General features: G+C 71.0%; 12 protein-coding genes. 8 read left to right on the top strand and 4 right to left on the bottom strand.

Features of this window, described 5'->3' with window-relative positions:
* Positions 1–76 precede the first annotated feature (76 nt).
* Positions 77–1,018: a malate dehydrogenase gene (gene mdh, locus WME89_RS08430; RefSeq protein WP_438008710.1), complete on the top strand. Its 942-nt coding sequence runs from the start codon at positions 77–79 to the stop codon at positions 1,016–1,018.
* Positions 1,019–1,160: 142 nt separating this feature from the next.
* Here mdh and WME89_RS08425 read toward each other — a convergent pair whose 3' ends face one another.
* Together WME89_RS08425 and WME89_RS08420 are read right to left on the bottom strand one after the other, a co-directional pair.
* Complete coding sequence (locus WME89_RS08425) at positions 1,161–2,114, bottom strand: hypothetical protein (protein WP_438008709.1); 954 nt, start codon at positions 2,112–2,114, stop codon at positions 1,161–1,163.
* 354 nt (positions 2,115–2,468) lie between these two features.
* Entirely contained in the window at positions 2,469–3,119 is a 651-nt protein-coding gene (locus WME89_RS08420) for a TetR/AcrR family transcriptional regulator (RefSeq protein WP_438008708.1), read from the bottom strand.
* 111 nt (positions 3,120–3,230) lie between these two features.
* Here WME89_RS08420 and WME89_RS08415 point away from each other — a divergent pair, with 111 nt between their 5' ends.
* The 3 genes from WME89_RS08415 to WME89_RS08405 all read left to right on the top strand — a co-directional run bounded on the left by WME89_RS08415 (position 3,231) and on the right by WME89_RS08405 (position 5,408).
* Entirely contained in the window at positions 3,231–4,127 is an 897-nt protein-coding gene (locus WME89_RS08415; RefSeq protein WP_438008707.1) for a M20/M25/M40 family metallo-hydrolase, read from the top strand.
* A gap of 102 nt (positions 4,128–4,229) precedes the next feature.
* Positions 4,230–4,721, top strand: a complete 492-nt coding sequence (locus tag WME89_RS08410) for an N-acetyltransferase family protein (RefSeq protein WP_438008706.1) — start codon at positions 4,230–4,232, stop codon at positions 4,719–4,721.
* Between the two features lie 60 nt (positions 4,722–4,781).
* Positions 4,782–5,408: a hypothetical protein gene (locus tag WME89_RS08405; protein WP_438008705.1), complete on the top strand. Its 627-nt coding sequence runs from the start codon at positions 4,782–4,784 to the stop codon at positions 5,406–5,408.
* A 60-nt stretch (positions 5,409–5,468) separates the two neighbouring features.
* On the opposite strand, the gene WME89_RS08400 is transcribed toward WME89_RS08405, so the two are convergent.
* Positions 5,469–5,927 (bottom strand): NUDIX domain-containing protein, encoded by a 459-nt coding sequence (locus tag WME89_RS08400; protein WP_437624611.1) that lies wholly within the window; start codon positions 5,925–5,927, stop codon positions 5,469–5,471.
* A 263-nt stretch (positions 5,928–6,190) separates the two neighbouring features.
* Between WME89_RS08400 and WME89_RS08395 the strand changes: the two genes are divergently transcribed.
* The 4 genes from WME89_RS08395 (at position 6,191) to WME89_RS08380 (ending at position 7,960) form a co-directional block, all read left to right on the top strand.
* Positions 6,191–6,688 (top strand): SRPBCC family protein, encoded by a 498-nt coding sequence (locus WME89_RS08395; RefSeq protein ID WP_438008704.1) that lies wholly within the window; start codon positions 6,191–6,193, stop codon positions 6,686–6,688.
* A 168-nt stretch (positions 6,689–6,856) separates the two neighbouring features.
* Complete coding sequence (locus WME89_RS08390; protein ID WP_438008703.1) at positions 6,857–7,219, top strand: c-type cytochrome; 363 nt, start codon at positions 6,857–6,859, stop codon at positions 7,217–7,219.
* On the top strand, positions 7,216–7,683 hold the full coding sequence (locus WME89_RS08385) for a hypothetical protein (protein ID WP_438008702.1): 468 nt from the start codon (positions 7,216–7,218) through the stop codon (positions 7,681–7,683). Before WME89_RS08390 ends, WME89_RS08385 begins: the two co-directional genes overlap by 4 nt.
* 124 nt (positions 7,684–7,807) lie before the next feature.
* Positions 7,808–7,960 carry a hypothetical protein gene (locus tag WME89_RS08380; protein ID WP_438008701.1) on the top strand — a complete coding sequence of 51 codons (153 nt, stop codon included), beginning with the start codon at positions 7,808–7,810 and terminating at the stop codon, positions 7,958–7,960.
* Positions 7,961–8,109: 149 nt separating this feature from the next.
* Here the strand turns inward: WME89_RS08380 and WME89_RS08375 are convergent, their stop codons facing one another.
* Positions 8,110–13,407, bottom strand: coding sequence for a pentapeptide repeat-containing protein (locus WME89_RS08375; RefSeq protein ID WP_438008700.1), 5,298 nt, complete (start codon positions 13,405–13,407; stop codon positions 8,110–8,112).
* Positions 13,408–13,433 lie beyond the last annotated feature (26 nt).

Below are 13,433 nucleotides of genomic sequence, written 5' to 3'. Positions count from 1 at the left end.
CCGGCCGAGTTCCTTCCCGGCGGCCCACCCGGGAGCCCCGTTGGTCCCCGGCCGGGGGGGTGGTAAAGGGCCGCCCATGGCCAACCGAAAGAAGATCGCCCTCATTGGCGCCGGAAACATCGGCGGGGAGCTCGCGGCCCTCATCGCGCGCAAGGAGCTCGGGGACGTCGTGCTCTTCGACATCCCCCAGAAGACCGATTTCGCGAAAGGCAAGGCGCTCGACCTCGAGCAGAACGGCGCCGTCCTCGGCTACGACGCGTCGATCAAGGGGACCTCGAACTGGGCCGACTGTGCCGGCGCCGACGTCCTCATCATCACGGCCGGCATCCCGCGCAAGCCGGGCCAGAGCCGCGACGACCTCGTGGCGACGAACCTGCCGATCATCCGCAGCGTGGCGGACGGCGCGAAGGAGCACTGCCCGGACGCGCTGGTGATCGTGATCTCGAACCCGATCGACGCGATGGTGTACGAGTTCAAGCGCCGCACCGGCTTCCCGCGCGAGCGCGTGCTCGGCATGGCGGGCGTGCTCGACAGCGCGCGCTTCCAGCTGTTCCTGGCGCGCGAGGCGAACGTCTCCGTGAAGGACGTGCGCGCGATGGTGCTCGGCGGCCACGGCGACGACATGGTGCCCATCCCGTCGGCGTGCACGATCAACGGCGTGCGCGCGACCGAGCTCATCAGCAAGGAGAAGCTCGACGCGCTCATCGCCAGGACGCGCAAGGGCGGCGGCGAGATCGTGCAGCTCATGGGGACGAGCGCCTACTACGCGCCGGCCTCGAGCGCCGTCGCGATGGCCGAGAGCTTCCTGCTCGATCAGAAGCGGCTGCTGCCGGTCGCGGCCTACCTGGACGGCGAGTACGGCTACAAGGACATCTACATGGGCGTGCCGGTCGTGCTCGGCGGCAAGGGCATCGAGAAGATCGTCGAGCTGCCGCTGACCGCGGAGGAGAAGGAGATGCTCGCGAAGAGCGCGAAGAGCGTGCAGGGCATCACCGACGTGGTGAAGGCCGCGAGCTAGCGCACGGCGCGCGCCGCGCCGGGGGGCAGGGCGCTGAGCCGGTTGGAGGGAGAGAGAAGAACCGTCAAGACGCCAAGAGAGGCGGAGAGAGAAAGGATGAAGAGTCTTTTCTCTCGGTGTCCTTGGCGCCTTGGCGGGACCATCACACGGCGGCGCGAGCGGGGATGAAGTCCGCGACCTCATGCGGTGAGTCGCTGGCGAGCTCGCCGGCGCGCGCGTAGGGGGCGGGCACGTCCATCGTCGCCTCGCCGCCCTCGGCGATGTCGTTGATGCGCTGGCAGATCATGTTCATCATCTGCCACCCCTCGGTGAGCGCGCCGCGCAGCGAGGCGACGTCCAGGCCGGGGAAGCTCTTCAGGAGCTCGTAGCCCAGCTTGAAGTGGTCGGCGTCCACCTGGGCGTGCGTGGAGAAGTAGTTCGAGCCGGGGAAGAGCGCCTGCGCCGCCGTGAGGAGGACGTCCGCGCAGCGCTCGATGACGAAGTGGACGAGGACCGTCCGCTCCTCGGTGGACGCGGAGCCCATCCGCTCGATGAACCAGGACGACGCCGCGGCGATGCCGCGGTCCCAGGACGGCACGCGCGACGGGCCGTGCATCCGGGCGAGCCGCCAGTTGTGGCCGATCTCGTCGGCCAGGTGACGCTCGGCGATCGCGCTGGCCGCGGGGTGCGACTCGAACACGACCCGGGCGCACAGGACCTTCTGGAACGCGTCCGACCAGATCTGGAGCGCGCCGAGCATGCGTCGCTTCACGTCGTCGCCGCGGGCGCGCTCGGACCGGATGAGCCGCATGAGGGGGCTGCCGGCGAACTCCCGCGCATGGACCTCGTTCTCCTCGACGAGGCGCTCCAGGGGAGGCGCGGCGCCGCGCGAGGGGTCCTCGCCCGGGCCGCCCGGCGCGGGCGTCGCGCAGAGACACGGCGTGTCCCAGCGAGCGCCCTCGCCCTCGAAATGGATGGATATCGCAGAGAGCCCGCCAGGCGCCCCGCCCACGAGCCCGGGGAGCCCGCCAGGAGGGACCAGCACGACGTCTCCGGCCTGGACCCGCCGGGGCGAACCGCCGAGTACCTCGCCAGAACCATCGGTGATGACGAGCATGCCTCTCTTCGGGAGCTCATGGGGGCTGAACGACTGATCCGGAGAGAGGCGCACCCATCTCAGGGACAGTCGGCAAGCTTCTGGGAAGAAAGCCGAGAGCTCCGGGTGCTCCCGGAAATCCTTGAACAACCCCAGAAGGGTGCGTTCGTCGGTCTTGAGGGACTCGATCGCGGGAATGCAAGCTGTGTTGATGACGCGCATCTATCGTCCTCTGGGTCGACGCTGTGGTGCGGGGACTGTGCACGGCTCGACTGCCTGTGTCCAGAAGGTGCATAGGGGATAAATGAGAATCCCAGAGGCCTAGAGAAGGAAGAGAACATGAAGTTTCCCTGGCCGGAGGTCTGACGCGCGGAGCTAGCGCTCGGCCATCGCCCTCGCGCGGAGCCCGATGAGCAGGGCGTCGAGGCCGAACTCGAAGTGCTGTCGCGCGTCGTGGCCCTTCAGGCCCGAGACGACCGCGGTCAGGTGGGGGAGCTCCTCGCGAGACAGCGCATCGTGGCGAGGGGCCGAGGCGTCGCCAGCCGGGCCGGACGACGCGAGCGCGTGGCCGACGACGAAGGCGATGAGCGCCTGGTACGCGCCGACGCACGCCTCGGGGCCGAAGCCCGCGCCGCGCAGGACGCCGAGCGCCGCATCGACGTGGCGGAGCGCGGCCGGGGTCACCGGCGGGCGCGACGCGAACAGCGGGAGCGCGTTCGGGTGGGCGGCGAGCGCGCCGTGAAACGCGCGCGCCGCGCCCCGCAGCACCTCGACCCAGTCGGGCGCAGGACAAGGGAGCGGCAGCGCGTCGAGGATCACCTCCTGCAGGCCGTCGAGGACGGCGGCCTTGCTCGGGACGTGGTTGTAGAGCGACATCGCCTCGACGCCGAGCTCCGCGCCGAGGCGGCGCATGCTGAGCGCCGAGAGCCCCTCGCGATCCACGAGCCCGAGCGCCGCCTCCAGGATGCGCGCGCGCGAGAGCGCGCGGCGACCGTGCTTCTCGGCCGATCCGGCCCTTGACGACATAGGGACTTACACCATAAGCTTACGTCGTAAGTACAGGGGGAAGCACACGGGCGCCACGGGGGCGCGGCGGGACCTGCGGGGACGCGCGGAGACCGGGAGGCATCGATGTGGGTGAGCAAGACGCGAGCGCAGAGCGCGCCGGCGCTTCGGGCGGTGTCCGGCGTGGACGAGGAGGAGCTGCGCGAGCACGTCGGGTGGCTCTCGGTCCGGCGGAACTTCTGGCATCAGGCCGCGGTGAACCAGCGGATCGGCGAGCGGCTCGGGGATCTGTTCACCGCGCTCGGCTACCGGACGTCGATCGAGGGGCCTTTCCGGAACGTGGTCGCGGTGCCCGAGCGCGCCGCGGGCGAGGCGTGCACGCTCGTCTGCGCGCATTACGACAGCGTCCCCTCGTCGCCGGGCGCCGACGACAACGCGAGCGGCGTCGCGGTGGCGCTCGCGGTCGCGCGCGCCCTCGCCCGCGCCGCGCCGGGGGCGCCGGTCGCGTTCGTCGCGTTCAACGGCGAGGAGGACGGCCTGGCCGGCAGCGCCGATTTCGTGACGCGCCTCGCGCACCGGCGCGGGCTCCGCGTGCGCGAGGCGCACGTCCTCGAGATGGTCGGCTTCACGTCGCGCGCCCGCGGCTCGCAGCGCGCGCCGCTGCCCGTGCCGATCCCGGGGATGCCGGACGTGGGCGACTTCCTGGGCCTCCTGGGGAGCGGGCCGTCGCGCGCCAGCGTCTCCGCGATCGTCCGCGCGGCGAAGGAGGCGACGCCGGATCTGCGCGTGGTCGGGCTGAAGACGTACCTCGGCGTGGACCGGCTGCTGCCGGTGCTCCACCGGAGCGATCACGCGCCGTTCTGGAAGGCCGGCATCCCGGCGGTGCTCTGGACCGACACCGCCGAGTTCCGCAATCCCAACTACCACCGCGGCACAGACCTGCCGGGGACGCTCGATTACGGGTTCATGCGGCGTGTGGCCGAGCTGCTGCTGGCGCTGCTGGCGAGCACCTCGCGCGCGGGCACGTGAGGGCCGCGGGAGACGAGATGGAGGGCGTGGCGGGCGGCTGGGCGCGCGGGCCGGCGCGACGAGCGCGCGCTGGCGGCGTAGGGGTTCCAGCGCCGCCGCGCGATGAGGCAGAATGGGGGCGTGAGCCAGCCGCAGCTCGTACCCACCATCCGCCGCGCCGTCGAGGCAGACCTGCCGACGGTCATCCATCTGTTTTCGATCCCGGACGAGGGCAACCTGAAGACGGACCACCCGGGTCCGCCGCTCGATCCGCGCTACCGCGAGGCGCTCGCGGCCATCGCCGAGGATCCGAACAACGCGCTGCTGGTCGCCGAGGTCGAGGGGCGCGTCGTCGGAGCATTTCACCTGACCATCATCCAGTACGTGGCGAACCACGGAGGACGGGTGGCGCAGGTCGAGAACGTGATCGTCGACCCGAGCCAGCGCAGCCGCGGGGTCGGCGAGGTGATGATGCGCTGGGCCATCGACGAGGCGCGGCGGCGGGGGTGCTTCCGCGTGCAGCTCACCTCGAACAAGACGCGGCTGCGGGCGCACCGCTTCTACCAGCGGCTCGGCTTCGTGGCGAGCCACGAGGGGATGAAGCTGAAGCTCTAGGCGCAAGCCGATAGGCAACCGCGGGACACGCTGTGTACCCTCGGCCCAGGAGGATCGAGCGTGGCCACGGCGAAGAAGACGACGACGAAGACCGCGGGCGCAGTGAAGGCAAAGGCGGCCGCGGGCGCAAAGGCGACCGGGAGCGGCGGCTCAGCAAAGGCCACCAAAGGCGCGGCCACCAGGGGGACAGCCACCAAGGGCGCCGCCACCAAAGCCACAGCCACCAAAGCGGCAGCCACCAAGGGCGCCGCCACCAAAGCCACAGCCACCAAGGGCGCCGCCACCAAAGCGGCAGCCATCAAAGCGGCAGCCACCAAGGGCGCCGCCACCGGCGGCAACACAAGCACCTTCGAGGCGCTGCGGAGCATCCTCCAGCGGCACGCGCGCCACCTCGTTGTCGTGCACGACACGCCCGATAATTACTACCTCGACACGCGCACGAAAGGGCCGAACGGGAAGCCGCTCTTCTTCGGAGCGACGCGGGTGGGCCGGGCCTACACGAGCTTCTACCTCATGCCGGTCTACACGAACCCCGAGCTGCTCGGCGACATGAGCCCGGAGCTCAAGAAGCGCATGCAGGGCAAGTCGTGCTTCAACTTCAAGACGAACGAGCCAGCGCTCTTCGCCGAGCTCGAGGCGCTCACCGGGCGCTGCTTCGAGAGGTGGAAGGCCAGCGGCCAGGTCTGAGCGGGGAGGCCGCGCCGGGCGCCGGAGCCGCCGCCTCGGCCGGCGGCGGGCGCGCGCCGCTCACAGGAGCGGCTCCCCCTCGGGCCCGAGCAGCGACAGCGGGAACACGGGCGCCCCCGCCAGCACGTCGCGGCAGAGCGGCTCCACGTCGGGGCCGCGCAGCGGCAGGGCCTTGATCTCCTTCAGCGTGACCCAGCGCGCCTCGAGCGAGTGCTCGTCCGGCTCGCTCTTCGGCGGCATGTCGCGAGCCGGGCGCGCGAGGAAGAGCACCCGCAGGCGCGCCTGCAGCGAGGTCGGGCTGTGCTCGATGCGCAGGATGCCCTGCAGCTCCACGGGGACGCCTGTCTCCTCCAGCGCCTCACGGCGCGCCGCCGCCGCGAACGTCTCACCAGGCTCGACCCGGCCCGCGGGCAGATACCAGAGCTGGTCGTGCTTGCGCTCGTGCACCAGGAGGAAGCGGTTCCCGAGCTTCACCAGCACCACGGCGAAGCACCAGGTCGGAATGGGAGAGCGGGACATGATGGATCCGACCGCCAGCTTACCCTGAAGCTCCCCCGGCGGTCTTCATGGTACGGTTCGCTGCACCAAACGCGTCCGAGCACCGCTGTAGACGCCCCGCCCGTTGCGCTTCCAGGACGATGACAACCGGAGCCGATACAGGAACATCCTGACTCTACCTCGGGCCGAGGGCTCGCAGCGCCGCGAGCCGGGGCACCGGTGAGCCCGTCCCCGCCGTGCTACGGTCATCGCGCCGGGTTACCCAGAGGAAAGCGAGGGCTCCAGTGCTGCACATCCAGGAGAGCATCCGCATCGAGGCTCCGCTCGAGATCGCATGGGCGTGGATAAGCGACCTCGAGCGCCTGATGAAAGTGAACGAGTTCCACGTCTCCATGCGCTTCGAGACCGACCAGCGCCGGGGCAAAGGCACGTGCGTGCACATCGTTCACTCGTTCTTCGGGAGCTCTCCTGAGGTGCGCGGGGCTCGGGTGACCCACTGGGAAGAGGGGGCGGGGATCGGCTGGGTCGAGACGGATCTCAAGGAGCCGAGGGGTAATTTCCCGCACTCGTCCCAGTACCGGCTGAAGCCGCTGCCCGACGGGGCGACGCTGCTCTCGGACGAGCTGCGCGGCTCGCTCAACCTCCCCTTCCTGGGGAAGGTCGCCGACAGGCTGATGCAGGACGTGTTCGCGTCGAGGATCGTCCGGCGCGAGTGCGCCTACATGAAGGCGCATATCGAGGAGTTCGCGGCCGGCTGGAAGGCGGGGCGCGCGGCGGCGTAGCGCGCCGGGGCGCGCGGCCGGCCACGCCCCGCGCGCTCGCGCTACCGAGGCCGGAGCTCGCCCGGCCTCGCGGCGTGGCGCTATGCGCTTGCGGCGAGGGGGGGCTCCTCGTAGCGTCGCGGTCGCCTGCAGCGCATGCGGTCATGCGCTACGTTCCGGCCCGCGCATATGAGATGGTCTCCGCTCCTCGCCGCCCTGCCCGTGCTCGCGGCCGCGTGCACGCGGACCGCCCCCGCGGACGAGGGAATCGCGCTCTCGCCCCAGGCCGCGAAGGGCAAGGCCCTCTTCTCCACCCACTGCGCCACCTGCCACGCCCCCGCCGCCAGGGTGGTCGGCCCTCCGCTCAGCGAGATCGCGGGCCTGTATGCGACCGACCCCGAGGGCATCGTCCGCTGGGCCGTGGAGCCGGGCCGCAAGCGCACCGACGTCCCCCCGATGCCCAGCTTCCGCGGCATGCGCGCGTCGGATCTCGCCGACGTGGCGCAGTACATCATCGAGGCCGGCACCGCAGCCGGGAAGCAGAAACCATGATCTATTCCATCGTTCTTCTGTTGCACTCGTGGCTGCGCTGGGCCGTCCTTTTGCTCGGGCTGGCGACGCTGGTGCGATCGGCCCGGGGCTGGATGCAGCGCCGGCCGTGGACCGCGGCCGATCGCAAGCTCGGCGCCGCGTTCGTCGGCTCGCTAGATCTCCAGCTCCTCCTCGGCCTGGTGCTCTACGTCGTGCTCAGCCCGCTCACGCCCAAGTCGCTGGCCGCGCTGAAGGCCGCGATGCCCGTCCCCGCGCTGCGCTTCTTCGCCGTCGAGCACGTCTTCGCGATGGTCCTCGCGCTGGTGGTCGCCCACATCGCCTCGGCCCGGGCCAAGCGCGCCTCGGATCCCACGGCGCGGCACCGGCTCATGGCGCTCGGCGTCCTCTTCGCGCTGCTCCTCGTGCTCGCCGCCATCCCCTGGCCGTCCTCGCCGCACGGTCGTCCGCTGTTCCGGCTGCCCTGAGGGACCGCCAGCCATCGACGCTCATGGGCATCGCCGATCGCATTCCCGCGAGCTTCGTCAGGCAAGTCGAGCGCCACCATGGGACCTTCGCGCCGCCGAGCTGGCTCGCCAGAGCTACGAGGAGGTGCTGGAACAGATGCTCGCGCAGCTGCCTCCCGAGAAGCTTCTGGCAAGGCTGACGCCCGAGCAGCGCCTCGCGGGGCACACGCCCGAAGAGATCTTGCGTGCGGTTCCGCCCGAAGTGCAGGAGTTGCTCGCGAAGAAGCTCGACCGCTGAGCCACGGCGAGACGCAGAAGCGGCTGCCCGCACCGCACGCGAAGAGCGAGGCTCCTTCCAGAGGCAGGCGCCCGCCCCGGCCTGCATAGGACATGGGCCGCGTGCTTCGCGGCACAGATCCGTTCACTACATCACGGCTCGGCCTGGGCTCAGGCGTCTTCCGCCGATGCCACGCCGCTCGCAGACGGCGTAACGGCGGGCGGGAGCGCGATGAGGGGCTCGCCGTCGGGGAGGAGGAGGAGGCTCGGCAGGTAGGGGTCGAGCTCGCCGGCCTCGAAGCGGCAGAGGCCGATCACGTGCCAGAAGGAGCCAGCGATGTCGCCGCCGAACCGGTAACGGCCGTCGGGGGTGAAGGCGGCCCAGCCCTCGGGGCAGGGCAGGAGGATGGCGAGGCACAGGCCGGTAGCCACGTGCCAGAGGCGGAGGGTGCCATCGGAGGAGGCAGAGGCGAGGAGCGCGCCGTCAGGGCTGAAGGCGACGCTCGACACAATCGCCCTGTGGCCACCGAGAACGCGGAGGGCTCGACCGCTTGGGACATCCCACAGCCTCACGCACGCGTCATCCGATCCCGAAGCCAGCAGCCGGCCGTCGGGACTGAATGCTACGCTCCTCGCCCAGTTGGCATGGCCCTCTAGGACGCGGAGGACTCGGCCGCTCTCCACGCTCCACAACCTCACGGTCCTGTCACCCGACCCTGAAGCCAGCATGCGGCTATCGGGGCTGAACGCCACGCTCATCACGCCGCCGCCATGGCCCTCGAAGACGCGGACGGCCTGCCCGCCCTCGACCTCCCACAACCTCACTGTCTTGTCGACCGACCCCGAGGCCAGCGTCCGGCCATCGGGGCTGAACGCCACGCTCATCACGCCGCCGCCATGGCCCTCGAGGACGCGCAGCGCTCGCCTGCGTCCCACCTTCCACCACCACACGGTCCCGTCGCCCGCCCCCGAGGCCAGCGTTTGACCATCGGGGCTGAACGCCACGCTCATCATACCGCTGCCATGGCCCTCGAAGACGCGGAGGGCTCGACCACTCTCCACCTCCCACAACCTCACGGTACTGTCACCCGAAGCAGACGCCAGCCTCCGACCATCGGGGCTGAACACGACGCTCCTGACCCAATCTCGATGGCTCTCGAAGGCGCGGAGAACTCGCCCGCTCTCCACCTCCCACAACCTGACGAGCCGGTCATCCGAACCCGAGGCAAGCGTTCGGCCGTCAGCGCTGAACGCCACCATCATCACCCTGGCGCCATGGCTCTCGAGGACGCGGAGGGCTCGCCCGCTCTCCACCTCCCACAACCTCGCGGTCCTGTCGACCGAACCCGAAGCCAGCGTCTGGCCATCGACGCTGAACACCACGCTCGTCACCTCAGCGGAATGATCATCGAAGACGTTGAGGGCTCGCCCGCTCTCCACCTCCCACAACCTCACGGTCTTGTCATAAGACCCCGAGGCAAGCGTACGGCCATCGGGGCCGAACGCTACGCTCGTTACCGTAGCAAAATGGCCCTTGAAGACGCGGAGGGCTCGCCCGCTCTCCACCTCCCACAACCTCACGGTCTTGTCATAAGACCCCGAGGCAAGCGTACGGCCATCGGGGCTAAACGCGACGCTCATCACGGCACCGTCATGGCCCTCGAAGTCATGGTCCTCGAAGACGCGCAGGGCTCGCCCGCTCTCCACCTCCCACAACCTCACGGTCGTATCATAAGACCCCGAGGCAAGCGCTCGGCCATCGGGGCTCAGTACAACGCTCATCACCCACGCGCCATGGCCCTCGAAGGTGCGGAGGACTCGCCCGCTCTCCACCTCCCACAACCTCGCAGTCCTGTCAGCCGAACCAGACGCCAGCGTTCGGCCATCGGCGCTCAGCACAACGGTCAGCACTCTGCGACCATGACCGTCGAGAACACGGAGCGCTCGCCCGCTCGTGACCTCCCACAACCTCACGGTTCTGTCATCCGCACCCGAGGCCAGCGTTCGGCCATCGGCGCTGAACGTCACGCTGTTCACCGGGCCGAGGTGTCCAGCCATTCCCCTGATAGCTTGACCCGAGAACGCATCCCAGAGCCGGACCGAGCCGTCGTGATGGCCCGTGGCGAGGAGGTCGCCCCGCGGACTCCAGGCCACCGCGTTGCACGCCGAAGTCAGCATCCATATCAGGTCAGCCCCGGAAGGCCGAGGTGGTGCCGCTCCCTCCGCCGCGATCGGCGCGACGGTGACCCCCCGGGCGCCGACTAGCTTGGCGCCACGCAGCGCCGCCCCCTCGAGATCCGCGCCGGTCAAGTCCGCGCCCACGAGGCAAGCGAACGAGAGGTCCGCGCCCCGGAGATCAGCGCCCGTCAGCGAGGCATCGCGCAGATCCGCCCGGCTGAGCCGCGCGGATACAAGCGAGGCGCCGGCCAGCCTGGCCTCGACCAGCGTGGCGTTCGTGAGGTTGGCTCTCGCCAGATTGGCCCTTCGAAGATCCGTGTGGTTGAGGTTCTGCCCGCTCAGGTCCTGCCCGGCCAGGTCGGCGCCTTCCGCCGCATCCTTCTCGTCGTCCTCGGCGCCCGCGTCCTCCTCACCCCTCGCCAGCCAGCGCGCTACCCGCAGCCCGTTGTCCTTCGCGTGGCCCTCCGCCGCCCCGTGCAGCACCCGCGCTGCCCACGCCGACGCCTGCTCGCGCCCCGCCAGCGACACGAAGAAATCCACCATCAGCTCGCTCATCTCGTCAGCCGCGAGCGCCGCGCTGTCGCCTGTCCCCATCACCTCCCGCGCCGCCGCCTCGGCCACGAGCCACTCCAGCACCGACCGGTGGACGAACGAGAACGCCCCCTCCGCGTCCCGCACGAGCAGCGATCCCGAGCCGATCAGGAACTCGACCATCGCACGCTCCAGCGGCGGACCGTCCACCGGCTGCACGCCCTTCACGAGGCTCTCGGGCAGCTCGCCGATCCCGACCGCGCGCACCCGCCTGTCCCAGAGCAGCCGCGCGAGGTCGGTCATCGCCCTCCGGAGCGCCCCGCGCGAGATCCCGCGCGGCGCTCCCCGCGGATTGGCGCGCCGGTGCTCGTAGTCGAGCCACTGATCCACGAGCAGATCGTACAGCTTCGCTGCGGTGATCTCCCCGGTCCCCTCCCTCGCCTCGAGGAGCTTCTTCTCCTCGATCCTCGCGATGAACCCCAGCATCCGCGGGTTCTCCGAGAGCCCCAGCAGATCCTTGACCTCGTGGAGCAGCCGGTACCGCGCCTCGGCCTCCGCGGGCTCGGGGATCATGTTGCCCAGGAACCTACGGATCTGCGGTTCGCCGAACCCCTGGAGCTGCACGAGCCGGTAGCCCTGGACCTGCTCCGCCCGCCGGGCGAGCTCCTGCTTGATCTGCCGGTCGTCGAGGAAGTGCTGCGTCCGGCTGGTCACCACCACCTTCGCGACCCCCTCGGCCGCCTGCACCACGGTCTCGAAATGCTCCAGCACCCGGTCGTACGTCAGCCGCAAGGCGAGCTCGTCGAAGCCGTCGAAGAGCAGCGCGATCCGCCCCTCGGCCAGCATGTAGCTGAAGGCGCGCGGGTCGACCGGCTCGTCCGCGAGCGCGAAGTGCTGCGCCACGAGGACGCTCAGCGAGCGCTGCTTCTCGAGCCGGCTCATCTCGATGAGCACCGGCACGAGCGGGTGCTTGTCCCTCGCCATCCGCCGCGCGAGCTCGTGCAAGAGGAAGGTCTTGCCCGCCCCGAAGTCGCCGAGCACCAGCACGAAGCGCCGGCGGGGCGCGTCGAGCAGCTCCCACAGCGACGCGAGCGCGCTGTCGGTCGCGCTCTTCTCGCGGTCGCCCAGGCTCACCACCGCCGGCTGATCCACGTAGAGCCACGGCGGGTAGGTCGGGTCCGCCTCGATCCGGTCGGTCTGCCGCGCGAGGTACCGGCCGAAATCGAGGAGCCCCTGGTACTCGGAGAAGCTCTTCAGCGCGACGCCGCGGCGCCACGCGCGCTGGGCCAGCTCCGGCGGCGCCTGCGAGCCTGCGTGGATCAGCATCGACCGCAGCAGCGGGTCCTGCTGCCGGAACCGGCGCTCCACGTCGGTCACGTAGCGCGCGACGAGCTCCTCCGTGATCGGCTGGTCCAGCGCGCCGATCACCCGCACGTCCACGAGCGATCCGTCGCGCGCCGCCACCTCGAGCACGCCCGCGAACGGCGGCGGCGCGCGGTGCCTCGTCACGGTCGCGCCGGGCGCCCGCAGCAGCGCCACGCGCTCGATGCGCTGGAGGAAGCCGTCGCGCCGGTCCTCGAACGCGCGCTCCCCGCGCTCGCCGCTCTCCGCATTGCGCTCGACGCCCTCGGCCACCGCGCGCCGCTCCCAGGGCTCTCGCTCGATCCGCGGCGCCGGCTCGAGGTGCTTCTGCAAGAACGCGAGCAGCACCGCCGCCGACGCCCGGCACGCGAACCCGCGGAAGCCGTCGTCCTTGGCGAGGTCGGCGTGGTCGCTCACCGCCTTGATGAAGATCGACCGCTTCTGGCTCCGCGCCGCGAGATCGCCGATCGCCGCGCCCTCCATGTCGAGGCCCAGCGTGCCGCGCACCACGCGCTGGAGGTCGCCCCAGACGCCAGGATCCTGCATCACCGCCGTGAACGTGGCGATGGCCCCGACGTGCACGCGCAGCGGCGGATCCGCCGGCGGCCCGTCCGGGTGGAGCAGCCGCTCCTCCAGCGCCCTCTCCCGCCCGGCGTCCGTGAGGCGCAGCGCGCCGCCCTTCATCGCGGCGAGCCCCTCCCGCACGGCCTCCTTGAGCCGCGCCGTCCACCCCGGGCAGGCGCGCCTGCGATCAGGGTGCGCCACGGGCGCGGGCCCGCCCTCCGCCTCGTGCGCGTGGAGCGCGTCGACGAGCCAGCGCTGCTGGGCCTCCCTGGAGGGCGGACGCTCGCGCGAGAGCGCCGCGAGATCGAGCTCGCGCGCGAGGAAGGCGGCGTCCATCTTCCACGTGGCCGCGAGATCGAAGGTCCGCACGTCGTGGAGGAGCTCCGCCTCCTTGCCCGGCGGCGCGACGCGCTTGCCTTGGTCGAAGCTGTAGAGCCGGTCGGCGACGATCACGTCGCCGAGCGCCACCTTGCCCGGATCGCCCGCGCAGACGCCGCACATCGCGAGGCACGCGGGGTCGAGCTCGGTCAGGAGCTGCTGCCCCCGGATCGCCGCCGTGCGCTCGCCGGCCTCGCCGATCCACGCCGCAGCCACGGCGATCGATCCTCCGTGCGCGGCCGGAAACGTGCGCCGGTAGTAGCGGAAACCGCCCAGGTCCCGCAGCGCGCGCCACCCGTCGGCGCCGCCTTCCCCCTGCTCGAGCACCCCCTCGAGCTCGTCCTGGAGCGCCGTGACGACGAGCACGTCGACCGTCCCGCCGTCGCGCTCGGCGCCCGCGCCTCCCCTGCCCTCGTTCCCCGCCTCCGCCGCGTCGTCGTGCTGCGCCTTCGCCACGAGGCATGGTGCAGCCGGAGGGAGAG

It is taken from the genome of Sorangium sp. So ce321 (assembly GCF_051530195.1).
GTDB lineage: Bacteria > Myxococcota_A > Polyangia > Polyangiales > Polyangiaceae > Sorangium.
Note: the sequence above shows the minus strand (reverse complement) of the source record. Positions and strands in the feature narration are given on the sequence as shown.

What these genes read in the sequence shown, in the direction of transcription:
- WME89_RS08420 (WP_438008708.1), bottom strand. Translation starts at nt 3,119, where the DNA reads ATGTCGTCAAGGGCCGGATCGGCCGAGAAGCACGGTCGCCGCGCGCTC.
- WME89_RS08400 (WP_437624611.1), bottom strand. Translation starts at nt 5,927, where the DNA reads ATGTCCCGCTCTCCCATTCCGACCTGGTGCTTCGCCGTGGTGCTGGTG.
- WME89_RS08410 (WP_438008706.1), top strand. Translation starts at nt 4,230, where the DNA reads ATGAGGCAGAATGGGGGCGTGAGCCAGCCGCAGCTCGTACCCACCATC.
- WME89_RS08390 (WP_438008703.1), top strand. Translation starts at nt 6,857, where the DNA reads ATGAGATGGTCTCCGCTCCTCGCCGCCCTGCCCGTGCTCGCGGCCGCG.
- WME89_RS08425 (WP_438008709.1), bottom strand. Translation starts at nt 2,114, where the DNA reads ATGCTCGTCATCACCGATGGTTCTGGCGAGGTACTCGGCGGTTCGCCC.
- WME89_RS08385 (WP_438008702.1), top strand. Translation starts at nt 7,216, where the DNA reads ATGATCTATTCCATCGTTCTTCTGTTGCACTCGTGGCTGCGCTGGGCC.
- mdh (WP_438008710.1), top strand. Translation starts at nt 77, where the DNA reads ATGGCCAACCGAAAGAAGATCGCCCTCATTGGCGCCGGAAACATCGGC.